Here is a 22,579-nt window from a genome sequence, read left to right on the forward strand (position 1 = left end):
AGGCCTCGGGTCCGGGGAGCGAAAACACTGGGCTGAACCATGCTGGGTCCTCGGATGACGCCGATGAGCGGCATAGGGTTCAAGTCGTCGTTCAGTCAGCAGAAGGGTGTGTCGTGGGTTCAGCCACGAAGCGCAGCACCGCGAAGGGCCGCACCACGGCCCGTCCGGGCAAGCGCAAGTTCGTCAACTATCCGCGTGCGGGCAAGGGGCCCGTGCGCCGCTGGCTGCCGTCCTGGCGCTTCCTCCTCGGCGGCTTCCTCTTCGCCGTCGCCGTCGTCGTCGGGGTCGTCGTGACCGCCTACGCGACGACGACCATCCCGGAGCCCGCGAGCATCGCGATCAGCCAGACGACGACCGTCTACTACTCCGACGGCAAGACCGTCATGGGCCGCTTCGTCGACGAGGCGAACCGTGAGCTCATCCCGGCCGAGGAGATCCCGCAGGTCGTGCGCGACGCGATCGTCGCCGCCGAGGACCGCTCCTTCTACGAGAACGCCGGTATCTCCGTGCCCGGCATGGCCCGCGCATTCTGGACCAACCTGCGGCACGGCACGCGCCAGGGTGGCTCCACGATCACCCAGCAGTACGCCGAGCGCTACTACACGTCCGGGACGACCTCCGACTACGTGGGCAAGTTCAAGGAGGCGCTGCTCGCCGTCAAGCTCGCGCAGGAGGAGGACAAGGACGAGATCCTCGCGAACTACATCAACACCATCTACTTCGGCCGAGGCACGAACGGCATCCAGACCGCCGCACGCGCCTACTTCGGCGTCGACGCGAAGGACCTGACGCTCTCGCAGGCCGCGCTCATCGCCGGCATCATCCCGAGCCCCACCAAGTGGGACCCGCGCTTCGACCCTGACAAGGCGAAGGAGCGCTGGAACTACGTCCTCGACGGGATGGTCCTCCTCGGGACCCTCGACCCGACCGAGCGCACGACGCTCGAGTTCCCCGAGACCAAGGAGTTCAAGCAGAGCAACACGCTGTCGGGGCCTAAGGGCTACATCCTCGACGAGGTCCGCAAGGAGATCGTCAAGAAGACCCCCTTCACCACGGAGGAACTCGACACCGCCGGGTTCAAGGTCGTCACGACGATCGACGTCGACGACCAGAAGGCCGTCCAGGCGACGATGAAGGACAAGGCGCTCTTCGAGGGTTCCTCGAAGAACATGCAGACCGCCGTCGTCTCGATCGATCCGTCGACGGGCGCGATCCGCGCGATGTACGGCGGCAAGGACTACGTCAAGATCCAGCGCAACCGCGTCACGCAGGACAAGGCGCAGGCAGGCTCGACCTTCAAGCCCTTCACGCTCGTCGCCGCCCTCGAGGCCGGCAAGACGCTCGACGACCGCCTCAACGGCTCGAACCTCCGCAAGTTCGACGGCATCAAGGACCCGGTCCGCAACTTCGCGAACGGCAACTGGGGCTGGGTCTCGCTCCTCAAGGCGACCGAGCAGTCGGTCAACACCGCGTTCGTCGACCTCAACCTCGAGGTCACGCCCGCAGCGACCCGCGACGTCGCTGTCCGCGCAGGCATCCCCGAGGACACCGACAGCCTCGACGTCGCCGCCAACGTCCTCGGCGTCTCGTCCGTGCGGGCGCTCGACATGGCCGCCGCCTACTCGACCTTCGCCAACGAGGGCATGCGCACCGAGCCGTACCTGGTCCAGTCGATCGCCGAGCTGAACGGCAACGCTGTCTACGAGGGCGGCAGCGTCCCGAAGCGGGCCTTCGAGGCGGAGATCATGGCGGACACGACGTACGCGCTCACGCAGGTCGTCGAGAAGGGCTCCGGCCAGACGGCTAAGGCGCTCAACCGACCCGTCGCAGGCAAGACCGGGACGTCGAACTCCAACAAGTCCGCGTGGTTCGTCGGCTACACGCCGCAGCTCGTCACCGCGGTCTCGATGTACCAGATCGGCAAGGACGGCATCAAGGCAGACCCGATCTCGCCGTTCCGCGGCTACGACGAGATCACCGGTGGCTCCGCCCCGCTCGACGTGTGGACCAGCTACATGACTGCCGCGCTCGAGGGCGAGCCGGTGCTCGAGTTCCCGGAGCGGACCAAGCCGGTCGTCAAGACCCCGCCGACGCCCACCGAGACCAAGTCGGAGAAGCCGACCGAGGAGCCGACGGAGAAGCCGACCGAGGAGCCCACGCAGGAGCCGGACAGCGCGACCGTGCCCGGCGGGCTCATCGGCACCGACGAGAAGTCCGCGCGCGACGCCCTGCGCGCCGCCGGGCTCGAGCCCGTCGTCAGCTACCAGGAGAGCGACAAGCCCAAGGGGTCCGTCATCGCGGTCCAACCGGGCGAAGGCACCCAGGTGCCGACGAAGTCGAGCATCGTGCTGGTCGTCTCGAGCGGCCCCCCGCCGGCACCCGACCCGACGACCCCGCCCCCGAGCGAACCCGAACCGCCCGCGACGCCCCCGGCCTCGCCGGCCCAGGAGACCGCTCGCGAGGACTGAGACCACGACGGCGGCGCACCTGCAGGACGCAGGTGCGCCGCCGTCGTCGTGCGCCGGTTGTGACCTCCGTCCACAGGCTTGGTCCCCGGCCCCCCGAGCCGGTACGCTGGCATCTTGCTGTGCCCTGGCGACGCTCGCCATCGAGACGAGACCCGGGACCAACGCAGCGACGCACAACCCTCCTGTCACGGAAGTCCCGTGGCCGCACTGAGTCCATAGGAGGTGGGTATGAGCATGCGTCTGTACGAGCTGATGATCATCCTTGACCCCGAGATCGAGGAGCGCACCGTCGCCCCGTCGCTCGACAAGTACCTGAAGGTCGTCACGACCGAGGGTGGGTCCGTCGACAAGGTCGACATCTGGGGCCGCCGTCGTCTTGCCTACGACATCAACAAGAAGTCCGAGGGCATCTACGCGGTGATCGACTTCACCGCTACCCCGGCCACCGCCAAGGAGCTTGACCGCCAGCTCGGCCTCAACGAGGTCGTCCTGCGCACGAAGGTCATGCGCCGCGAGGAGTCCAAGGTCGCGGCTGTCGCCGCTGCCGACGAGGCTCCGGCCGAGGTTGCTGCCGACGCTTCCTGACGTCGACACCTCACCCCGCGCCGTCGGGCGATCGCTTGACGGACAGATACGAAACTTGAAGGAGCAGGCATGGCTGGCGAGACCATCATCACCGTGATCGGCAACCTCACGGCTGACCCGGAGCTGCGTTTCACGCCCTCCGGAGCGGCGGTGGCCAACTTCACGGTCGCGTCGACCCCCCGCACCTTCGACCGCCAGAAGAACGAGTTCGTGGACGGCGACACGCTGTTCATGCGCTGCTCGATCTGGCGAGAGGCCGCCGAGAACGTCGCCGAGTCCCTCACCAAGGGCACCCGCGTGATCGTCCAGGGCCGCCTCGTGCAGCGTTCGTACGAGACCCGCGAGGGTGAGAAGCGCACCGTCGTCGAGCTGCAGGTGGACGAGATCGGTCCTTCCCTGCGCTACGCCTCCGCCAAGGTCACCCGAGCCCAGCGCTCGGGTGGCGGTGGCGGCGGCTTCAGCGGCGGCGGTGCCCCCTCCGGTGGCGGATACCAGCAGAACGACCCCTGGGCCTCGTCCGGCCCGGCGGCCGGCTCCGGCGGCTTTGCCGACGAGCCCCCGTTCTGATCCGCACCGGAAACTAGACAAGACGAGCCCCGTCCTCCCCCGCGGGAGGCGAGCGGGGCAGAGCACCTGACAAGGAGCACACGATGGCCAAGGCCGTTGTTCGCAAGCCCAAGAAGAAGTCCAACCCGCTGAAGACCGCGAAGATCGAGGTCGTCGACTACAAGGACACCGCGCTGCTGCGCAAGTTCATCTCCGACCGCGGAAAGATCCGTGCGCGTCGCGTCACCGGCGTCTCCGTCCAGGAGCAGCGTCAGATCGCCCGTGCCGTCAAGAACGCGCGCGAGATGGCCCTGCTGCCCTACTCCTCCTCGGCTCGCTGAGCGCGCTGAGACAGAAAGGCAGAAGAACATGGCAAAGCTGATCCTCACCCACGAGGTCACCGGTCTCGGTGAGCCTGGCGACGTCGTCACCGTCAAGGACGGTTACGCGCGCAACTACCTGGTCCCCCGCGGCCTGGCCACGGCCTGGTCCAAGGGTGCCGAGTCCGAGGTCAACGCGATCCGCAAGGCCCGCAAGGCCCGTGAGATCGCGTCGCTCGAGGACGCCCGTGCGATCCGCGACTCGCTGCAGTCCAAGGCCGTCGTCGTCAAGGCGAAGGCTGGCAACGGCGGTCGTCTGTTCGGCGCCGTGACGACCGCGGACATCGCCGCGGCCGTCGAGGCGTCCGTCGCGCAGAAGATCGACCGTCGCAAGGTCGAGATCGGTCAGCCGATCAAGTCGACCGGCGACTTCACGGTCTCGATCCGCCTGCACCCTGAGGTGTCGGCGAACATCAAGCTGAAGGTCGTCGCCGCCTGACGGTGTCGTCCTGATGAGGCCCGGTTCCCCCGTGGGGGAGCCGGGCCTCGTGCTTTCCCCACCTCTCTGACGGATCGCGTCGGCGCGCACCTGGGGTGTGCACGGAGGCGACCGGCGTCAGGCGCCCGTGACCATCCACGCCGTCGTGCGGGCGCGAAGGCCGGTGGTCAGCGCGCGGGCGAGCATGAACACTCCCGCGAACCCCACCCACAGCCAGACGAGGCCCGCAGACCCGCCCGGCGCGAACGCGCGCACGGCGAGGGCGCACGGGGTGTAGACGACGAGCGTCAGGATGCCGGCCCATGCGAGGTACCGGCCGTCACCGGCGCCGATGAGGACGCCGTCGAGCACGAACACCCAGCCGCCGAGCGGCATGAGGACGCCCGCGACGACCAACCCGGCGACGACGGCGTCCTGCACCGCGGCGTCGGACGTGAAGAGAGGCGTGACGAGCGGCCCGACGGCCGCGACGGTGACGCCGAGCGCCGCGCCACCGACGACGCCCCACCGCAGGCAGCGCCGCAGGACGTCGCGGGTGCGGGCGACGTCGCCCGCGCCCAGGGCGGTGCCGACGAGCGCCTGGGCGGCGATCGCGAGGGCGTCGAGGGCGAACGCCGTCAGGCCCCACATCGCGCTGACGACCTGGTGGCCCGCGAGAGTCAGGGCGCCGAGGCCCGTCGCGACGAAGACGGTCAGGAGGATCGCGAGGCGCAGGGAGAGGGTGCGTACGAAGAGGGGGAGGCCCTGGCGCGCCTGCGCCCAGATGCCCGCGCGGTGCGGCCGCAGCGATGCGTCGGCGCGACGTGCGCCGCGGACGACGACGGTGCCGAGGACCACGGCCATGGCGAGCTGGGCGATGGTCGTGCCGAAGCCGGAACCGGCGATGCCCATACCGACCACGTGCACGAGGGTGACCGAGAGGATCGCGTTGAGGAGTGCGCCGCCGGCAGCGACCCACAGGGGAGTGCGCGTGTCCCGCAGGCCGCGCAGCACGCCTGTCGCGGCGAGGACGAGCAGCATTCCCGGCAGGCCGGGAGCGGACCAGCGCAGGTAGGAGACGGCGTTCGTCGCGACAGCGCCGTCGGCGCCGAGCCGGGCGACCGCCCACGGCGCGGCGAGGACGAGGGCGGCCGCAAGGGCGAGACCGAGCGCGAGGGCGAGCCACAGGCCGTCGATGCCGGCCTGGAGCGCCTCGGCGCGCCTGCCGGCGCCCGTGCGGCGCGCGACGGCGGCAGTCGTGGCGTACGCGAGGAAGATGCACAGCCCGACGACGGTCATCAGGAGGGTCGAGGCGACCGACAGGCCGGCGAGCTCCGAGGTGCCCAGGCGGCCGACGACGGCCGAGTCCACGAGGACGAAGAGCGGCTCGGCGACGAGTGCGCCGAGAGCCGGGAGCGCGAGCGAGACGATCTGCCGGTCCAGGGACTGATCCTTCGGTGACTCACCCTGTGGACGCATGGAAACCAATCTTCTGTCCACAGGTCGGATCGTTGGAATCCTGCGGAAAACTCGCCGGTGTTAACGCTCGCCACCATGTTATCCCCGGCCCTGTCCACAGTCTGTGCACGGCCTGTCCTGCGATTCCCACAGCACTGTCCAGTGCTGTGGATAACTCGGTGGACGGGGCATTCGACCCCGCACTCCCCGGAGCGTACGCTGCGCTGGACCCCACCCTCTTCTCGAGGCCCGCCACCACGCGGCGCATGTCAGAGGTGGGAGGTAGAAAGTCCGTGGGCGGGCAGGGCAGAGCCCCCACGGCGCGGCGAGCACGATGATTGAGGAGTCCCATGTCGGTCGAAGAGCTCGAGCAGTTCGGACGTCCGTCCTCGGGCGGTTTCGACCGGACCCCGCCGCAGGACGTCGCGGCTGAGCAGTCCGTCCTCGGCGGCATGCTCATCTCGAAGGACGCGATCGCCGACGTCATCGAGCAGCTGCGCAGCAACGACTTCTACCGGCCCGCCCACGAGACGATCTACGACGCGATCCTCGACCTCTACGGCCGCGGCGAGCCCGCCGACGCGATCACCGTCCTCGGCGAGCTCACGAAGCGCGGCGAGGCCGGACGCATCGGTGGTGCCCCCTACCTCCACGAGCTCATCTCGTCCGTCCCGACGGCCGCGAACGCGGGGTACTACGCCCGCATCGTGCGCGAGCGTGCGATCCTGCGCCGCCTCGTCGAGGCTGGCACGCGCATCGTCCAGCTCGGCTACGCGGCCGACGGCGGCGACGTCGACGAGATCGTCAACAACGCCCAGGCCGAGGTCTACTCCGTCACGGAGACGCGCGCGAGCGAGGACTACGTCGTGCTCGGCGAGGTCCTCGGCGGGACCGTCGACGAGATCGAGGCTGCCGGGCACCGCGGCGAGGGCATGGTCGGTGTACCCACCGGTTTCGCGGACCTCGACCGCCTCACGAACGGCCTGCACCCGGGGCAGATGATCGTCATCGCGGCTCGGCCCGCCATGGGGAAATCAACTTTTGCCATAGATATTGCACGTTCTGCTGCAATTAAGAATAACGCAACAACGTGCGTGTTCTCCCTCGAGATGGGGCGCAACGAGATCACGATGCGTCTGCTCGCTGCTGAGGCGCGCATCCACCTGCAGAAGCTGCGCAACGGCTCCCTCGGGGACGACGACTGGCAGAAGCTCGCCAACACGATGGGCAAGATCTCCGAGGCGCCGCTGTTCATCGACGACTCGCCGAACATGTCGCTCATGGAGATCCGCGCGAAGTGCCGCCGGCTCAAGCAGCGTCACGACCTCAAGCTCGTCGTCATCGACTACCTGCAGCTCATGAGCTCCGGCAAGCGTGTCGAGTCCCGCCAGCAAGAGGTCTCGGAGTTCTCGCGTGCGCTCAAGCTCCTCGCCAAGGAGCTCGAGGTCCCGGTCATCGCGCTCTCCCAGCTGAACCGTGGCCCTGAGCAGCGCACCGACAAGAAGCCCGCGATGAGCGACCTTCGCGAGTCTGGCTCGATCGAGCAGGACGCCGACATGGTCATCCTGCTGCACCGCGAGGACGCCTACGAGAAGGAGTCCCCGCGCGCGGGCGAGGCCGACGTGATCGTCGCCAAGCACCGTAACGGCCCCACCGACACGATCACGGTCGCGTTCCAGGGCCACTACTCACGCTTCGTCGACATGCAGGCGTGAGCGCACCGGTGGGCGGCTGACCTACATCCAGCGGTTGCGGCGGAAGAGCAGCCACAGGCTCCCGCCGAGCGCGACCATGAGCGCCAGCGCCATCGGGTACCCGAAGGCCCAGTGCAGCTCAGGCATGTGGTCGAAGTTCATGCCGTAGATCGCGCCGACGAGAGTCGGCGCGAACAGGATGGCGGCCCACCCCGAGATCTTCTTCATGTTCTCGTTCTGACGCTGGTTGACCAGAGTCGCGTTCACGTTGAGGATCTGCGTGAGCGCCTCCCGAAGCTCGGCGATCGCACCAGTCACACGCGTCAGGTTGTCGAGAACGTCCTGCAGGTACGCATGCAGACCCGGGTGGATCTCGTGGTGGCCGGACCCCGCCTGCAAGGCTTCGACAACATCCATGAGGGGAACGGCCGCGTGCTGCAGGTCGATGATCTCGCGCGTGAGTCGATAGATGCGCTCGGCGACCGCGTCATCGCCGTCGAAGACCTGCCGTTCGATCGCCTCCCGGTCCGCCTCGAGATCCGCGACGACCTGGACATACCCGCCGACGGCGGTGTTCAGGAAGGAGTGGACGATCGACTCTGCGCCCAGGCGGAGCACGGCGGGATCGCGCGCCAGCCGGTGGACGTACCCCACGGCCTCCCCGTCGCGCGCCTGGCACAGGATGACGACGATGTTGGCGCGCAGCAGCAGGTGGAACTCGGTGACCTGCACATCCTCGGTGGGGTCGTCGTACGACGCGAGGCGCGCCACCACGAACAGCACGTCCCCGTAGCGCTCGAGCTTGGGTCGCTGACCCGCCTTGAGCAGGTCCTCCACCACCAGCGGATGCAGGTCCCACGCCTGGCCAAGGTGAGCGACCTGCTCCGCCGTGGGCATGTCGTACTCCAGGACCACCAGCGTGTCCCGCTCGGTCGCCGCTGCCGCGAACGCTGCCTCAGCCGCGTCGTCGGACGCTTCGACGCCGACCGTCTGAGACTCGAGAACCTGACCGTCGCGCAGCCGGGACACTCGCAACGCGGGAAGGCGCGACTCGGCAGGGGCTACATCGTGCCGTGCCACGAGGTCGAGGAGACGCCGCGAACGGTCGTGACGGCTTGATCTCGTAGGCATGAGCGCTCCTCGGGAGGTGGACCCCTCGAGCCTAGCCAGCCGCTGCCCGCCGATCAGCCGCGGCCCGCCGATCAGCCGCGGCGCCGCAGCCGGACCACCGGGATGGCGCGGTCCGTCTTCTCCTCGTACTTCGTGAAGCGCGGCACCTCGCGCGTGATCAGGTCCCATGCAGCCGCGCGTTCGTCGCCGTGCAGCTCATCGGCGTCGACCGGGAAGCGCTGACCCTCCAGCTCGACGCTCACCCGGTCCGGGTGGGCGGCCATGTTCAGGTACCAGGCAGGGTTCTCCACGGCGCCGTTCGCGGACGCGACGACGTACCAGCCGCCGTCGGGCGCGCTGAACCGGGCGACCGGCGTCGTGCGCTCCTCGCCGCTCTTGCGGCCCACCGTGTGCAGCACGAGCAGGTCCATGCCCATCGCCTGCCCGCCGGTCCGGCGCACGCGGCGCGCCGCAAGCTTGTTGACCAGGCGCATGACAGGTCCGCGCGGCATCGCGCCGCCACGGGTCCCGCGCGGGTTACTGAAGCTCATGGCTCTCCTCCGGCTCGTCGTGCCTCGACCTCCACTATGGCCCCGGCCGGGTGGCGCGACCACCCCGCGGGGCGACCCGCGGAGCCTCGGGATCAGGTGAGGTGCGGCGACGTCAGGCGGTCGCGCGCGTGGCCTCGGGCCGCCGGTGCTGGTCGACGACGGCGTTGAGCCGCTGCGACATGGCGAGACCCAGCACGGCGAGCGCCGTGAGGAAGACGGGGAACGTCCACGTGCCGACGCTGCTCGAGAGCAGCCCGAACAGGGGCGGCGCGAGGGTCGACCCGACATACGCGGCAGCCATCTGGACGCCGATGATCGCCTGGGAGTTCTCGCGGCCGAAGTTCGCGGGCGTCGAGTGGATGATCGCCGGGTAGATCGGCGCGCAACCGAGGCCCGCGATGACGAGCCCGGCCAGCGCGACGACGTCGGTCCCGAGAGGGAGCAGCACCATGACCGTGCCGAGCCCGACCGTCGTGAAGCCCCAGCGGATGAGGAGGCGGTCCCCGATGCGGTCCGCGACGAAGCCTGCGAGGAACCGTCCGCCGGTCACGCCGAGCAGGAACAGCGACGCGAACGCGGCAGCCGTTGCGGGGTCGACGGCGCGCTCCGTCACGAGGTACGTCGACGCCCACACCATCGCCGTCGTCTCGAGCGCGCAGTACGCGAAGAACGCGACGAGCACCGGCGCAACCCCCGGGATGCGCAGCGCACGGGCGAGGGAGAGTGGCACAGCGTCGTCGGCTGCGGGCTCGGGCGTGGCGTCCGCGGCGTCGGGCGCGGGCAGCGAGTTGACCCTCCGCCAGAGCGGGAGCGTCGCGACGAGCGCGACCGTGAGGACGACCTGGATCAGGCCGACCGTGCGGTAGGCACCCGACCATCCCTGCCCGGACGTGAGCGCGTAGCTCATGATGAACGGGCTGATCGACGCGCCCACGCCCCAGAAGCTGTGGAGCCAGTTCATGTGACGCGCCGCGTAGTGCAGGGCCACGTAGTTGTTGAGCGCCGCGTCGACCGCGCCGGCGCCCAGGCCGTAGGGGATCGCCCACAGGCAGATCATCCAGAACTGGTCGGACAGCGAGAACCCGATGAGCGCAGCAGCCGTCATGCCCACGCTCGTCGCGGTCACCAGGCCCGCACCGAACCGGCGGGTCAGACGGTCGGACGCGAGGCTCGAGAGGATCGTGCCGCTCGCGATGACCATCGTGACGATGCCCGCGAACGCGAGCGGCACCCCGAGGTCCTTGTGCATGACGGGCCAGCCGGCACCGACGAGCGAGTCGGGGAGACCGAGGCTCACGAAGGCGACGTAGATGATCGAGAGGAGAGCCGCGTACATGGCGGGTCCTGCCTTTCGTGCGGGTTGCGGGGAGCCGCACATGGCGGCCACGTGCGGTCCGAGCCTAGCGACTGTCGACGCCACGGTCGAAACGTTACGACCGCGGCGTCCGGGAGGACTTGGCGACCGGGGCGCGCGTCGATAGGAGCGGGCGCCAACCCGGGGTCCCGCAGCCATGTCCGAATCCCGCCAGACACGGGCGGCGGGAGGTGGTGGACTGTCCCCATGACGACGACGGCCCGCACCGAAACCGCAGCGCACCCCGCGACGGTCGCGCCCGCGCACCCCGACGCCGCCCCGACCATCGCAGCCCCGACCATCGCAGACCGGACCTTCGCCGAGCGATACCGCGCGATCGACGCCCGCGACGCCCGCTTCGACGGCCAGTTCTTCACCGCCGTCACCTCGACCGGCATCTACTGCCGACCTTCCTGCCCCGCCCGGACGCCGCGACCCGAGAACGTCCGCTTCTACCTCACGTCCGCCGCAGCCCAGGAGGCAGGCTTCCGCGCGTGCAAGCGCTGCCTGCCCGAGGCCACGCCGGGGACCCCCGCGTGGGACCTGCGCCGCGACCTCGCAGCGCGGGCGATGCGGCTCGTGGCCGACGGCGTCGTCGACCGCGAAGGCGTGGACGGCCTCGCCGCCCGCCTCGGCTACACGCCGCGGCACGTGCAGCGAGTGCTCACGAGCGAGCTCGGCGCCGGGCCGCTGCCCCTCGCCCGCGCCCGGCGGGCGCAGTCCGCGCGAGCACTCCTCGTCGGCACAGACCTCCCGCTCACGCAGGTCGCGTTCGCCGCCGGCTTCGGCTCGGTGCGCCAGTTCAACGACACGGTCCGCGCGGTCTTCGACGTCAGCCCGACCGAGCTGCGCGCCCGCGCGCGCCGCCCGGTCACGCCCCACGCCTCGGGGAGCGCGGACCCCCACGTGCGCCTCGACGTCGAGCTGCCCGTCCGCGAGCCGTTCGACGCCGTCGGCACCTTCCGCTTCCTCGCAGCGCGTGCGGTCACGGGCGTCGAGACGGCGGACGTCGCCGACGACGACGCCCTCACCTACGCACGCACCCTCACCCTCCCGCACGGCCCTGGGGCGATCGAGGTCCGCGCCGTGCGCGGACGCACCGGGTGGCGCCTGGCCGCACGGCTCGAGCTGACCGCGCTCGCGGACGTCGCCCCCGCCGTCGCACGCGTGCGCCGCATGCTCGACCTCGACGCCGACCCGGTCGCCGTCGACACCGCGCTCGGCGCGGACCCCGACCTCGCACCCCTCGTCACGGCCACTCCCGGGATCCGCGTGCCCGGCGCCGTCGACCCGCACGAGCTCGTGGTCCGCGCGATCGTCGGCCAGCAGATCTCCGTCGCCGCTGCACGCACCCACCTCGGCCGGCTCGCCGCCACCGCCGGCACGCCGTACGCGGCGAGCATCGACGGCCTCACGACGCTCTTTCCGACCGCCGCCCAGATCGTCGCGGCCGTCCCCGAGCCCGTCCCGGGTGAGCCCCTCGACCCCGACCGCCCGCTGCGCCTGCCCGCCGACGCGGTCCGCGCCGTCCTCGCGACCGCCCGCGCGCTCGCGGACGGCGAGCTCGCAGTCCACGTCGGCGCCGACGCCGAGACTCTGCGCGCCGACCTGCTCGCTCGGCCGCGCATCGGGGACTGGACGGCGTCGTACATCGTCATGCGCGTCCTCGGCGACCCCGACGTGTGGCTCCCGCGGGACGTCGCGCTCGTCGCCGGGGCGCGTGCCGTCGGCATCCTCGACGGCGACGTCAGCGTCGCCGCCGCGCACCGTGCGCTCGTCGAGCGCAGCGAACAGTGGGCGCCGTGGCGCTCGTACGCCGTCGTGCACCTCTGGCGCGCTGCCACGCAGCACGCCGCGACCACGAGCCCCGCAACCCGGAAGGACCAGTCATGACCGCCACCACCGCGCCCGCCAGCGGCACCGCCGCTGCCACCGCCGCCACGCTCGCCACCCCTGACGGGCCGTTCACCGCGCTCGTGCGCGACGGCGCGGTCCTCGCCTCAGGCTGGACCGACGAGATCGCTGACCTCGTCGCGCTCGTCCACCCGACCCTGCGGCCGGCCGTCGTCGAGACCGTCCCGACGACGGCCGGCCGCGTCGCCGACGTCGTCGCGGCAGTCACCGCCTACTACGAGGGCGACCTCGACGCGCCTGCACGCGTGCCCGTGCACCAGGCGTCCGGCGAGTTCCGGATGCACGCGTGGGACGCGCTGCGCGCCGTCGCGCCGGGTGAGGCGATCACGTACACGCAGTACGCCGCGCGCGCCGGACGCCCACTCGCCGTGCGCGCCGCCGCAGGCGCCTGCGCGATGAACGCCGCCGCACTGTTCGTGCCCTGCCACCGCATCGTGCGCACCGACGGCAGCCTCGGCGGCTTCCGGTACGGCCTGCCGATCAAGCGCAGCCTGCTCGACCGCGAGGCGCGGGGTGCCGGAGCCGTCGCAGAACGTAGTCCCGAGCAGGTGCTTGCGGCTACTTCGTCGGCTTCACGGTGACGGTCTTCGAGACCGCCCCGGGGAGGCGCTTCGAACCCTCGTAGACCGCGCGCACCTTGATCCTCCCCGTCGGCTTCACCGGTAGGGTGACGGTGGTCCGGCCGTTGTCGGACGCCTTCAGCCTCGCCGTCGCGACCGAGCGACCGTTGACGTAGAACCGCACCGTCCCGGTGACGGGGATCGCCGTCGTCGCGTGCGGCACCGAGACCGTCACCTTCGGTCGAGCGCCCTTGGCGAACGGCCGGACCTTGACGGTAGGGCGACCCGACAGCTTCGTCGTGACGACGTTGACGTGCACAGGCTTCGCCACGGCGCCCTTGTCATACTCGCTGGCGACTCGGCGGACGCTGATCGTGTGGCGGCCGGGCTTCCCGAGGACGTGCAGCTTGACCCGGTAAGTCTTCGGGCCGCGCTTCTGTTCGACGTGGCGCACAGACCCGAGCCACACGGTGGGGGCGTACTCCCCGTCGACACGGATCTCCAGTTCCCCGGTCAGGGGTCCCGTGACGGTGATGAGCGCCGTCGCGTTGTCGTACCGCTCGATGGTCGTCTGTTCGAGGCGGACCTTCACGGTCGAGGCGCGGCGCGTGACCGAGACCCGCTTCGAGAGCGGCGACGACACGGTGTGGTGGTACTCGTCGCCCTGGAGGCGGAACCGGTAGGGGCCGTAGGTGCCGATGTCCGTCACTTCGATCGCGCAGAGCTTCGAATCTGAGACCCACATGGCGGGGCCGAGCACCTTGCCCGAGCGATCGAGCACCTCGGCCCGGGCCGTAGCGTGAGCCCCCAGCCGAGCGCCGCTGACCTGGGCGCACATCATCGCGTACCCGTCCCAGTCCCACTCGCGAGTCGTGAAGCCGGCTGTCGGGCGTGAGATCGTCGGGCGAAGCTTCCTCTCGCTGTACGACACGACGGCGTGCCTGCCGAGGTCGACGTCCTCACCTGCGCGCACGGTCGTCCCGGCAGTGATCGTCTGTGGGTGGAACCATCCGCCGACGTGGATCCGGTACGTCCCCGGAGCGAGCGCGTCGACCGTCACGCGCCACCCACCCGAGACGCGCTCGGCCTGCCTGCCGTGGTGGGCAGTTCGCCACTTGCCGTCGACGAGCTGCTCGACGCCGTAGTCCACCGTGCGCGTGTCGGCGACCGCGCTCATGGCCGTGAACGAGATCGAGGCTGGAGACCATGCCGTGAGCCGCACGATCGGGTTGAGCCCGGGAGCGACGAGGACTAGCTTCTCGACGGAGGCCGGGCCGTTGAACAGATCGACGGTGTACAGGCCCGCGGCCGGAACCGTGAACGTCGCCTCGCCGGCAGGGTTCGTCTCGGCCTCCCGGACGTCCCAGCCCGTGGAGTAGGTCGTCCGTATCGAGACGTTGGCACGCTCCACCGGGATCCCACGGCTCGTCTCGACGATCACGGTCACCGTGAGGGGGGCCGCGCTCGCGGGGGGCGCCGTGCTCAGCCCGGAGAGGAGAAGCATGACGACGGCGAGCATCGCGGTCGCAGAGCGACGGGCTGTCGCGTCGTGTCGCATGGGGTTCCTCTGGGCGTGGCTGGCGGGTCGGCGACCACGGTATCGGTCAGAGGGATAGCAGGGAAAGGCTGGTCAGAGCGTTGCTCGGGAAGGAGCCGACCCATCGGGGCCTGTGGGCCGGACATGCCTCGGACCTAGACTCGCCACTAAGGTCGTGACCCGGCGTGCCGGGCGATCCGCGACCCGCCCTTCCCACTGCAGGAGAGCGCTGATGCTGCCCTGGACCTCGCGCACGACCCACCTCGCGTGGCTCGACCAGCACACCCGTGACCTCCTCGACTTCGGCCGCGGTGGCCTCGTCGCACCGGGTGGCGGGGCCGCCTACCTCGACGACGACGGACGCCCCGACCCGAGCCAGGGAGTCCAGGCGTGGATCACGTGCCGCACCGTGCACGTGTACTCGCTCGGTGCGATGCTCGGCGTGCCCGGCTGCGCCCCCGTCGCGGCAGGCGCGCTCACGGGCCTGATGGGGGTGCTGCACGACGACGAGCACGGCGGTTGGTTCCACGCCGTCGACGCGGCGGGCGTCCCCGACAGCGCGTCCGGCAAGTCCTGCTACGACCACGCGTTCGTGCTGCTCGCGGCGTCGAGCGCCTTGCTCGCCGGGCTGCCAGGCGCGCGCGAGCTGCTCGACGAGGCGTGCGCTGTCTACCTCGACCGGTTCTGGGACGACGACGCCGGCCGGGCCGTCGACACGTGGGACGTGACGTTCGCCGAGCTCGACGGCTACCGCGGCATCAACGCGAACATGCACTCGGTCGAGGCGATGCTCGCCGTCGCTGACGCGACCGGTGACCCGGCGTGGCGCGAGCGTGCCGCACGCATCGCCGCGTTCGTCGTCGAGCTCGCCGCCGAGCACGACGGGCGGCTGCCCGAGCACTTCGACGCCGAGTGGACCGCTGACCTCGAGCTCAACGCCGACCGCCCCGGCGACCAGTTCAAGCCCTACGGCGCGACGATCGGGCACGGCCTCGAGTGGTCCCGGCTGCTCCTGCACGTCGAGGGCGCGCTCGGCGACGACGCGCCGGACGACCTGCTGCCCGCCGCCGTCGCGCTCTTCGAGCGTGCCGTCGCCGACGGCTGGGCCGCCGACGACGCCGAGGGTTTCGTCTACACGACCGGCTGGGACGGCACGCCCGTCGTGCGCGACCGCATGCACTGGGTCGCCGCCGAGGCGACCGCAGCGGCGGACGCGCTGCACCGCCGCACCGGCGACGCCCGCTACGCCGAGCTCTACGCGACGTGGTGGGACCACATCGCCACGCACGTCGTCGACCACGAGCGTGGCTCGTGGCACCACGAGCTCGACCCGACCCTCGCACCCGCCGGCACCGTGTGGCCGGGCAAGCCCGACCTCTACCACGCGGTCCAGGCGACCCTCCTGCCGCGACTCCCGCTCGGCCCGTCGATCGCCCGTGCTGTCGCGGACGGACAGGTGGCCGGGCTCGGGCTCGGGAGGTAGGCGGGTCCGCGGTCTACCGTGATCCCGTGGCTCCTCGACCCGGTGACGAGACGGACGTCGTCGTGCTGCGGTGGGCGCCCGTCGGCGAGGGCGGCCGTGTCGCGCGCCAGACGTCCTGGTGGTGGGAGGTCGCCTGCGCCCGCGTCCAGGGACGCGCGCCGCAGCGCTTGTTCCACGCGAGCCTGCAGGTCACGGCGGCGGGGCGCCGGTACGACGTCGAGCTCGTCCCCGCCTGGGGGACGAGCGAGCGGGACCGCGGCGCCGTCGCGCAGGGGCCTGTGGGCGCGCGCTGGCTCGGGCGCTCGCGGTTCTTCCGCTACGAGGTGCGCACCTGGCCCGACCGGCCGGCGCGTTCCGGTACGGTCCACGAGCTCAGCCGGGATCCCGACGTCGTCGCGCAGGTCCTCGCGACGGCACCGCAGGTGCCGCTGCTCGTGTGGGGGCGTGCCGCCGGACCATCGGGTGACATGTGGAGCTCGAACTCGTTCGTGTCGTGGCTGCTCGCCGTCGTCGGCCTGCCGACCGACGTGCCGCCGCCCGAAGGCGGCTCCGCCCCTGGCTGGACCGCGGGCGTCGAGGTCGCGCACCTCGGGTCCGGCTGACACCCGGCCAGCCCGCCGCGGACGCGCGATGATGGACCAGGTCGGGCGTGCGTCCGACCGCCCGCAGACCTGAGGAGACGACGTGCGAGCAACGATCATGTACGGCGCTGGAGACGTCCGCGTGGAGGAGGTGCCGGACCCGACGATCGTCGAGCCGACCGACGCCGTCGTGCGCGTCGTGCGCGCGTGCGTGTGCGGCTCCGACCTGCATCCCTACCGCTCCATGCCGGCTGGGCGCGGGCGGCCGATGGGGCACGAGATGATCGGCGTCGTCGACGCCGTCGGCGGCGACGTGACGACCGTCGCCCCCGGTGACTTCGTCATCGCGCCGTTCACGTACTCGGACAACACGTGCACGTTCTGCCGTGAGGGCGTCCACACGTCGTGCAAGCACGGCGGCTACTACGGCTCGAACGGCGTCGGCGGGGCGCAGGCCGAGGCCATGCGCATCCCGCAGGCGGACGGCACCCTCGTCAAGACGGGCATCCCGCTCGAGGACGCCGACGACGCGATGCTCGCCTCCCTGCTGACGCTCTCCGACGTGTACCTCACCGGCTATCACGCCGCGCACTTGGGCCGCGTGCGGCCCGGACAGACCGTCACGGTCGTGGGCGACGGCGCGGTCGGGCTCAGTGCCGTCCTCGCCGCGCACGAGCTGGGCGCCGAGCGCATCATCCTCATGGGTCGTCACCAGGCACGCACGGACCTCGGGCGGGAGTTCGGCGCGACCGACGTCGTCGCCGAGCGCGGCGACGAGGGTGTCGCGCGCGTCATGGACCTGACCGACGGCGAGGGGGCGCACGTCGTGCTCGAGGCCGTGGGGCACATGCCCGCGTACGAGCAGTCGTACAAGGTCGTGCGCCCGGGCGGCGTGATCTCGCGCGTCGGGGTCCCGCAGTACGAGGAGGCGCCGGTCGGCTTCCCGTCGCTCTTCGGGCAGAACGTCACGCTCACCGGCGGCGTCGCGCCCGTCCGGGCCTACCTGGATGACGCCGTCGGCCGCGTGCTGTCCGGGGCGATCAACCCGGGCCGCGTGTTCGACCGGACGGTCACCCTCGACGACGTCGCCGAGGGCTACCGGCTCATGGACTCGCGCGAGGCGCTCAAGGTGATGGTCAAGCCCTGAGCCCGTCGCGCCGTGAGGTAGGGCGTTGGACGCGAGGTAGGTGCTTGCACGCGCGGTAGTCCCCTGAAGGGGCCTACCTCGCGTGCAAGCACCTACCTCAGCGCGGCTCCGGCCGTGCGCCCTGACCGCGGACGGCCTTGAGCGCGCCTGTCGACCAGAGCGCCCATGCGACGAGCACCGGCTGGAAGAACAGCCGGCCGAACCGCTTGCCGTCCGTGTCGAGCCCGAAACCGTCCTTGTGCTCGAGCCATTGCGCGATGTTGCCCGGGAAGATCGCGACGAAGAACGCGGCGACGACCAGCCCGACGGCGACCCGCCACCGCGAGAGCGCCACGAGCGACGAGCCGAGAGCGATCTCGACAGCGCCCGACGCGAGCACCGTGAAGTCCTTCGCGGGGAACCAGCTCGGGACCTGCGCCTGGAACTCGTCCCGCGCGAACGACAGGTGGCTGATCCCTGCGAACAGGAGGGCGAGGCCGAGGCCTACGCGTGCCAGGCGTCGCGGCATCGTGTCGGCGGGCGGAGCGGCGGTCAGGAGAGGGCGCATGCCTCCATCGTGCGGGTCGACGCGGTCTCGCGCGAGCAGGGACGCGCCCCGCTCCGACCGGGCGGAGACCGGGCTGCCCTTGGGGTCGCCCGTAGCGGCCGTCTCGCGAGGTGACGCGCCCGTTGCGCAGGTCATCCCACCTCCGCTACCTTTCCGTGAGGTAAGGCTTGCCTAATGGGTGGATGACGATCTGCCCCACGTCACCCTCCCCGCAGACCGGAGCACCCCCATGCGTCCCACCAGGATCCTCGCCGCCCTCGCGGCCTCGACCCTCGCCCTCGCGCTCGCCGCGTGCGGCTCGACGACCGAGCCCTCCACCCCCAGCGCCGCCCCGACGGGCGTCGCCCCGTCGACGACGGCTCCCGCCGCGACCTTCCCCGTCACCATCGAGCACGCTCTCGGCACGACGACGATCGACGAGAAGCCCGAACGCGTCGCGACCGTCAACTGGGCGAACCACGAGGTGCCGCTCGCCCTCGGCGTCGTCCCCGTCGGCATGGCTGCCGCCAACTTCGGCGACGACGACGGCAACGGCACCCTGCCGTGGGTCGAGGAGAAGCTCACCGAGCTCGGCGCGCAGACCCCTGTGCTGTTCGACGAGACCGACGGCATCGACTTCGAGGCTGTCGCCGAGACCGAGCCTGACGTCATCCTCGCCGCCTACTCCGGCCTCACGCAGGAGGACTACGACACGCTCAGCGAGATCGCCCCCGTCGTCGCGTACCCCGAGGGGCCGTGGGTCACGTCGTGGCGCGACATGATCCGCCTCAACGCGAAGGCCCTGGGCCTCGCAGCCGAGGGGGACGCTCTCGTCGCCGACCTGGAGGCGCAGATGACCGCAGCGGTGGCCAAGCACGAGGGCCTCGCCGGCACGTCGACGATGTTCCTCACCCACGTCGACACCGCTGACCTCAGCCAGGTGTCGTTCTACACGCCGAAGGACACGCGCGCCGCGTTCTTCGAGGACCTCGGACTGACCACCCCCGCGTCCGTGACGGCGGCGAGCAAGGACCCCGAGGCGTTCTCCGGCACGGTCTCCGCTGAGCAGGTCGACACGTTCGACGACGTCGAGCTCATCGTGACGTACGGCGGCGACGAGATCGTCGCGGCCCTCGAGAAGGACCCGCTGCTGTCGCAGATGCCCGCCGTCAAGGCCGGCGCGATCGTCTCGCTGCCCGGCTCCGACCCGATCGGCACGGCCGCGAACCCCACGCCGCTCGCCATCTCGTGGGTCCTCGACGAGTACGTGACGATGCTCGCCGACGCCGCCGCCAAGGTGAAGTGACCGCGACCGCCACCCCCGCGCCGACCGTCGCCCTCGTGCGACGGTCGGCGCGCGTGCGCCTCCTGTGGCTCGTCGCGCTCGCTGCGCTTCTCGTCACGGCAGCGGTCTCGTCGCTCGCCGTCGGCTCGCGCCAGATTGCGTGGCACGACGTCGTCGCCGCCCTCGGTGGCGCACGTGACGGCATCGACCACGCCGCCGTCGCGGTGCGCGTGCCGCGCACCGTCCTCGCCGCCCTCGTCGGGGCGGCGCTCGGCCTCGCCGGCGCGGTCATACAGGGAGTGACGCGCAACCCGCTCGCCGACCCGGGGATCCTCGGCGTGACGACCGGAGCGTCGCTCGCCGTCGTCGTCGGCATCGCCTGGTTCGGGCTGACCACCGCGACGAGCAAGGTGTGGGTCGCGATCGTCGGCGCGGGGGTGACCGCGGTGTTCGTGTACGTCATCGGGTCGCTCGGCCGCGGCGGTGCCACCCCGCTGAAGCTCGCGCTCGCAGGCGCTGCGACGTCCGCGGCCCTCTCGTCCTTCATCGCGGGAGTCGTGCTCGGCCGCAACGACATCTCCGGGACGGTCCGCTCGTGGCAGGTCGGCGGCGTCGGCGGAGCGGCCTTCGCGACCATGACTCCCGTGCTGCCGTTCCTCGCGGCAGGTCTCGTCGTGTGCCTCGCGTGCGCGCGGAGCCTCGACTCCCTCGCGCTCGGGGACGACGTCGCAGCCGGCCTCGGCGAGAACGTCGCCGTCGCGCGCGGTGTCGCGTCCCTCGGCGCGATCGTCCTGTGCGGTGCCGCGACCTCGGTCGCTGGCCCGATCGCCTTCGTCGGGCTCGTCGTCCCGCACGCGTGCCGCCTGATCGTCGGGCCCGCGCACCGGTGGCTCCTGCCGTTCTCCGCGCTCGCAGGCGCATGCCTGCTGCTGCTGGGCGACGTCGTCGGACGCGTCGTCGCGAGGCCGGAGGAGATCGCGGTCGGCATCGTCACCGCGATCGTGGGTGCGCCGTTCTTCATCGCGATCGTGCGGCGCAGGAAGGTGCGGGAGCTGTGACCGCGACCGTCGCCCCGCCCGCGCTCGCGGGTGCCGCGCTCGTCGAGAAGGTCGCAGCCGAGCGCCGTCGGCGCGCCCGGCGGCGCACCGGCGTGACCCTCGCGCTCGTCGCCGCGATCGTCGTGGTCTGGGCGCTGAGCCTCATGATCGGCAAGACGTTCTACGGGCCCGGCGTCGTCCTCGACGTCTTGCTGGGGCGCGACGCCGACGGCGCGACGTTCGCCGTCGGCCGCCTGCGCCTCCCGCGCGCGACCCTCGGGCTGCTCGCCGGAGCGTGCTTCGGCCTCGCCGGCGTGACGTTCCAGACGATGCTCCGCAACCCGCTCGCCAGCCCCGACATCATCGGCATCAGCTCCGGTGCGAGCGTCGCCGCGACGTTCGCGATCGTCGTGCTCGGCCTCGACGGCGCGCAGGTGTCGCTCTTCGCGATCGTCGCCGGGCTCGGCGTCGCCCTGCTCATCTACGTGCTGTCCATGAAGGACGGCGTCGCGGGCACGCGGCTCGTCCTCGTGGGGATCGGCGTCACCGCGATGCTCGAGGCCGTCACGACCTACCTGCTGCAGCGGGCGTCCGAGTGGGACGTCAACGAGGCGATGCGGTGGCTCACCGGCTCCCTCAACGGTTCCCGCTGGAGCGAGGTCGTGCCCGTGGCCGCCGCGCTCGCGGTGCTCGGACCCGTGCTCGTAGCGCTCGCACGCGACCTCGAGACGCTGCGCCTGGGCGACGACACGGCGTCGGCCCTCGGTACGCGCGTCGGCCGGACCCGCCTCGGCGTCGTGGTCGCGGCTGTCGGGCTCATCGGCTTCGCGACGGCCGCGACCGGACCGATCGCGTTCGTCGCGTTCCTCGCCGGCCCCATCGCGTCGCGGCTCGTCGGTCCGAACGGCTCGCTGCTCCTGCCGGCCGCGCTGACGGGCTCGCTCCTCGTGCTGCTCGCCGACGTGGTCGGCCAGCACGGTGTGGGCACACGCTTCCCCGTCGGCGTCGTCACGGGGGTGCTCGGCGCGCCGTTCCTCGTCTACCTGATCATCCGCTCCCACCGTGCAGGAGGGTCGATATGACCGCTGCCCACACGCTCGCTGCCTCGTGCCTCACGGTCGGCTACCGCGACCGGGTCGTCATCGAGGATCTTGACCTCACCGTGCCGCCCGGCGCCGTGACCGCGATCGTCGGCGCGAACGCGTGCGGCAAGTCGACGCTGCTGCGGTCGATGTCCCGGCTGCTCGCCCCGCAGCAGGGGCACGTGCTGCTCGACGGTCGCGCCGTCCACGCGACACCCGCCCGGCAGCTGGCACGCACCCTCGGGCTGCTCCCGCAGTCGCCCGTCGCGCCCGACGGGATCACGGTCGGTGACCTGGTCGGGCGCGGTCGCCACCCGCACCACGGCCTCATGTCGCGGTGGACCGCAGCCGACGACGTCGCCGTCGCGCAGGCCCTCGAGACGACCGGCACGGCCGACCTGATCGACCGGCCGGTCGACGAGCTCTCCGGCGGGCAGCGGCAGCGCGTCTGGATCGCGATGGCGCTCGCGCAGCAGACGGACCTGCTGCTGCTCGACGAGCCGACGACGTTCCTCGACGTCGCGCACCAGGTCGAGGTCCTCGACCTGTTGACCGACCTCAACCGCGCTCGCGGCACGACGGTCATCATGGTGCTGCACGACCTCAACCTCGCCGCCCGCTACGCCGACCACCTCGTCGCGATGGTCGACGGCGCGGTGCACGCGGCCGGCGCCCCGGGCGACGTGCTGACCGAGGACACGGTGCGGACGGTCTTCGGCCTCGAGAGCCGGGTGATCGAGGATCCGACGTCCGGCCGACCGATGATGCTGCCGCTCGGACGCCACGGCGTGACGACGACCGGCGTGGGCGGTGCGCCGGTGCGCTGAGCAGCGGTTCGGGAGGGATGTCCACGCAGTGTATAC

General features: G+C 71.4%; 21 protein-coding genes. 15 read left to right on the plus strand and 6 right to left on the minus strand.

Going from position 1 to position 22,579, the window contains the following annotated elements:
• Positions 1-113: 113 nt before the first annotated feature.
• The 5 genes from AC4F3Q_RS05875 (at position 114) to rplI (ending at position 4,418) form a co-directional block, all read left to right on the plus strand.
• The gene (locus AC4F3Q_RS05875) at positions 114-2,468 is read left to right on the plus strand and encodes a transglycosylase domain-containing protein (RefSeq protein WP_491039140.1); all 2,355 of its coding nucleotides are present in this window, start codon (positions 114-116) and stop codon (positions 2,466-2,468) included.
• A gap of 228 nt (positions 2,469-2,696) precedes the next feature.
• Positions 2,697-3,053: a 30S ribosomal protein S6 gene (gene rpsF / locus AC4F3Q_RS05880; RefSeq protein WP_491039141.1), complete on the plus strand. Its 357-nt coding sequence runs from the start codon at positions 2,697-2,699 to the stop codon at positions 3,051-3,053.
• A 69-nt stretch (positions 3,054-3,122) separates the two neighbouring features.
• Positions 3,123-3,620 (plus strand): single-stranded DNA-binding protein, encoded by a 498-nt coding sequence (locus tag AC4F3Q_RS05885; protein ID WP_168446794.1) that lies wholly within the window; start codon positions 3,123-3,125, stop codon positions 3,618-3,620.
• A gap of 83 nt (positions 3,621-3,703) precedes the next feature.
• On the plus strand, positions 3,704-3,940 hold the full coding sequence (gene rpsR, locus AC4F3Q_RS05890; RefSeq protein ID WP_098458044.1) for a 30S ribosomal protein S18: 237 nt from the start codon (positions 3,704-3,706) through the stop codon (positions 3,938-3,940).
• A gap of 28 nt (positions 3,941-3,968) precedes the next feature.
• Complete coding sequence (gene rplI / locus AC4F3Q_RS05895; protein WP_168446795.1) at positions 3,969-4,418, plus strand: 50S ribosomal protein L9; 450 nt, start codon at positions 3,969-3,971, stop codon at positions 4,416-4,418.
• A gap of 117 nt (positions 4,419-4,535) precedes the next feature.
• Here the strand turns inward: rplI and AC4F3Q_RS05900 are convergent, their stop codons facing one another.
• Positions 4,536-5,876, minus strand: coding sequence for an MATE family efflux transporter (locus AC4F3Q_RS05900; RefSeq protein WP_491039142.1), 1,341 nt, complete (start codon positions 5,874-5,876; stop codon positions 4,536-4,538).
• 329 nt (positions 5,877-6,205) lie between these two features.
• On the opposite strand from AC4F3Q_RS05900, the gene dnaB reads away from it, so the two are divergent.
• Complete coding sequence (dnaB, locus tag AC4F3Q_RS05905; RefSeq protein WP_491039143.1) at positions 6,206-7,570, plus strand: replicative DNA helicase; 1,365 nt, start codon at positions 6,206-6,208, stop codon at positions 7,568-7,570.
• 21 nt (positions 7,571-7,591) lie between these two features.
• Here dnaB and AC4F3Q_RS05910 read toward each other — a convergent pair whose 3' ends face one another.
• The 3 genes from AC4F3Q_RS05910 to AC4F3Q_RS05920 all read right to left on the minus strand — a co-directional run bounded on the left by AC4F3Q_RS05910 (position 7,592) and on the right by AC4F3Q_RS05920 (position 10,546).
• Positions 7,592-8,680 carry a magnesium and cobalt transport protein CorA gene (locus AC4F3Q_RS05910; RefSeq protein WP_491039144.1) on the minus strand — a complete coding sequence of 363 codons (1,089 nt, stop codon included), beginning with the start codon at positions 8,678-8,680 and terminating at the stop codon, positions 7,592-7,594.
• A 71-nt stretch (positions 8,681-8,751) separates the two neighbouring features.
• Positions 8,752-9,210: a nitroreductase/quinone reductase family protein gene (locus AC4F3Q_RS05915; protein WP_491039145.1), complete on the minus strand. Its 459-nt coding sequence runs from the start codon at positions 9,208-9,210 to the stop codon at positions 8,752-8,754.
• A 112-nt stretch (positions 9,211-9,322) separates the two neighbouring features.
• The gene (locus tag AC4F3Q_RS05920) at positions 9,323-10,546 is read right to left on the minus strand and encodes an MFS transporter (protein WP_491039146.1); all 1,224 of its coding nucleotides are present in this window, start codon (positions 10,544-10,546) and stop codon (positions 9,323-9,325) included.
• A 225-nt stretch (positions 10,547-10,771) separates the two neighbouring features.
• On the opposite strand from AC4F3Q_RS05920, the gene AC4F3Q_RS05925 reads away from it, so the two are divergent.
• Together AC4F3Q_RS05925 and AC4F3Q_RS05930 are read left to right on the plus strand one after the other, a co-directional pair.
• The gene (locus AC4F3Q_RS05925; protein ID WP_491039147.1) at positions 10,772-12,457 is read left to right on the plus strand and encodes an AlkA N-terminal domain-containing protein; all 1,686 of its coding nucleotides are present in this window, start codon (positions 10,772-10,774) and stop codon (positions 12,455-12,457) included.
• Positions 12,454-13,059, plus strand: coding sequence for a methylated-DNA--[protein]-cysteine S-methyltransferase (locus tag AC4F3Q_RS05930; protein WP_491039148.1), 606 nt, complete (start codon positions 12,454-12,456; stop codon positions 13,057-13,059). The genes AC4F3Q_RS05925 and AC4F3Q_RS05930 overlap by 4 nt, the downstream gene beginning before the upstream one ends.
• Here AC4F3Q_RS05930 and AC4F3Q_RS05935 read toward each other — a convergent pair.
• Entirely contained in the window at positions 13,037-14,596 is a 1,560-nt protein-coding gene (locus AC4F3Q_RS05935) for an Ig-like domain-containing protein (RefSeq protein WP_491039149.1), read from the minus strand. The two genes, AC4F3Q_RS05930 and AC4F3Q_RS05935, sit on opposite strands and share 23 nt — an antisense overlap.
• Before the next feature lie 211 nt (positions 14,597-14,807).
• Here AC4F3Q_RS05935 and AC4F3Q_RS05940 point away from each other — a divergent pair, with 211 nt between their 5' ends.
• The 3 genes from AC4F3Q_RS05940 (at position 14,808) to AC4F3Q_RS05950 (ending at position 17,786) form a co-directional block, all read left to right on the plus strand.
• Positions 14,808-16,058 (plus strand): AGE family epimerase/isomerase, encoded by a 1,251-nt coding sequence (locus AC4F3Q_RS05940; RefSeq protein WP_491039150.1) that lies wholly within the window; start codon positions 14,808-14,810, stop codon positions 16,056-16,058.
• A 26-nt stretch (positions 16,059-16,084) separates the two neighbouring features.
• Entirely contained in the window at positions 16,085-16,660 is a 576-nt protein-coding gene (locus tag AC4F3Q_RS05945; RefSeq protein ID WP_491039151.1) for a hypothetical protein, read from the plus strand.
• 82 nt (positions 16,661-16,742) lie between these two features.
• Positions 16,743-17,786 carry a zinc-binding dehydrogenase gene (locus AC4F3Q_RS05950; RefSeq protein WP_491039152.1) on the plus strand — a complete coding sequence of 348 codons (1,044 nt, stop codon included), beginning with the start codon at positions 16,743-16,745 and terminating at the stop codon, positions 17,784-17,786.
• 97 nt (positions 17,787-17,883) lie between these two features.
• Here AC4F3Q_RS05950 and AC4F3Q_RS05955 read toward each other — a convergent pair whose 3' ends face one another.
• The gene (locus tag AC4F3Q_RS05955) at positions 17,884-18,333 is read right to left on the minus strand and encodes a DoxX family protein (protein ID WP_491039153.1); all 450 of its coding nucleotides are present in this window, start codon (positions 18,331-18,333) and stop codon (positions 17,884-17,886) included.
• A gap of 229 nt (positions 18,334-18,562) precedes the next feature.
• On the opposite strand from AC4F3Q_RS05955, the gene AC4F3Q_RS05960 reads away from it, so the two are divergent.
• From AC4F3Q_RS05960 to AC4F3Q_RS05975, 4 genes are read left to right on the plus strand one after another with little or no spacing between them, the layout of a single operon-like run.
• On the plus strand, positions 18,563-19,618 hold the full coding sequence (locus AC4F3Q_RS05960; RefSeq protein ID WP_491039154.1) for an iron-siderophore ABC transporter substrate-binding protein: 1,056 nt from the start codon (positions 18,563-18,565) through the stop codon (positions 19,616-19,618).
• Entirely contained in the window at positions 19,615-20,655 is a 1,041-nt protein-coding gene (locus AC4F3Q_RS05965; protein WP_491039155.1) for a FecCD family ABC transporter permease, read from the plus strand. Before AC4F3Q_RS05960 ends, AC4F3Q_RS05965 begins: the two co-directional genes overlap by 4 nt.
• Positions 20,652-21,716, plus strand: a complete 1,065-nt coding sequence (locus tag AC4F3Q_RS05970) for a FecCD family ABC transporter permease (RefSeq protein ID WP_491039156.1) — start codon at positions 20,652-20,654, stop codon at positions 21,714-21,716. The genes AC4F3Q_RS05965 and AC4F3Q_RS05970 overlap by 4 nt, the downstream gene beginning before the upstream one ends.
• Positions 21,713-22,543: an ABC transporter ATP-binding protein gene (locus AC4F3Q_RS05975; RefSeq protein ID WP_491039157.1), complete on the plus strand. Its 831-nt coding sequence runs from the start codon at positions 21,713-21,715 to the stop codon at positions 22,541-22,543. The genes AC4F3Q_RS05970 and AC4F3Q_RS05975 overlap by 4 nt, the downstream gene beginning before the upstream one ends.
• Positions 22,544-22,579: the final 36 nt, after the last annotated feature.

The sequence above is a fragment of the Flavimobilis sp. BM9 genome (assembly GCF_058313055.1).

Coding starts and splice junctions, on each gene's coding strand:
- AC4F3Q_RS05975 (WP_491039157.1), top strand. CDS start 21,713: ATGACCGCTGCCCACACGCTCGCTGCCTCGTGCCTCACGGTCGGCTAC.
- rpsR (WP_098458044.1), top strand. CDS start 3,704: ATGGCCAAGGCCGTTGTTCGCAAGCCCAAGAAGAAGTCCAACCCGCTG.
- AC4F3Q_RS05910 (WP_491039144.1), bottom strand. CDS start 8,680: ATGCCTACGAGATCAAGCCGTCACGACCGTTCGCGGCGTCTCCTCGAC.
- AC4F3Q_RS05960 (WP_491039154.1), top strand. CDS start 18,563: ATGCGTCCCACCAGGATCCTCGCCGCCCTCGCGGCCTCGACCCTCGCC.
- AC4F3Q_RS05930 (WP_491039148.1), top strand. CDS start 12,454: ATGACCGCCACCACCGCGCCCGCCAGCGGCACCGCCGCTGCCACCGCC.
- dnaB (WP_491039143.1), top strand. CDS start 6,206: ATGTCGGTCGAAGAGCTCGAGCAGTTCGGACGTCCGTCCTCGGGCGGT.
- rplI (WP_168446795.1), top strand. CDS start 3,969: ATGGCAAAGCTGATCCTCACCCACGAGGTCACCGGTCTCGGTGAGCCT.
- AC4F3Q_RS05900 (WP_491039142.1), bottom strand. CDS start 5,876: ATGCGTCCACAGGGTGAGTCACCGAAGGATCAGTCCCTGGACCGGCAG.
- AC4F3Q_RS05885 (WP_168446794.1), top strand. CDS start 3,123: ATGGCTGGCGAGACCATCATCACCGTGATCGGCAACCTCACGGCTGAC.
- rpsF (WP_491039141.1), top strand. CDS start 2,697: ATGAGCATGCGTCTGTACGAGCTGATGATCATCCTTGACCCCGAGATC.
- AC4F3Q_RS05940 (WP_491039150.1), top strand. CDS start 14,808: ATGCTGCCCTGGACCTCGCGCACGACCCACCTCGCGTGGCTCGACCAG.
- AC4F3Q_RS05920 (WP_491039146.1), bottom strand. CDS start 10,546: ATGTACGCGGCTCTCCTCTCGATCATCTACGTCGCCTTCGTGAGCCTC.
- AC4F3Q_RS05935 (WP_491039149.1), bottom strand. CDS start 14,596: ATGCGACACGACGCGACAGCCCGTCGCTCTGCGACCGCGATGCTCGCC.
- AC4F3Q_RS05955 (WP_491039153.1), bottom strand. CDS start 18,333: ATGCGCCCTCTCCTGACCGCCGCTCCGCCCGCCGACACGATGCCGCGA.
- AC4F3Q_RS05915 (WP_491039145.1), bottom strand. CDS start 9,210: ATGAGCTTCAGTAACCCGCGCGGGACCCGTGGCGGCGCGATGCCGCGC.
- AC4F3Q_RS05925 (WP_491039147.1), top strand. CDS start 10,772: ATGACGACGACGGCCCGCACCGAAACCGCAGCGCACCCCGCGACGGTC.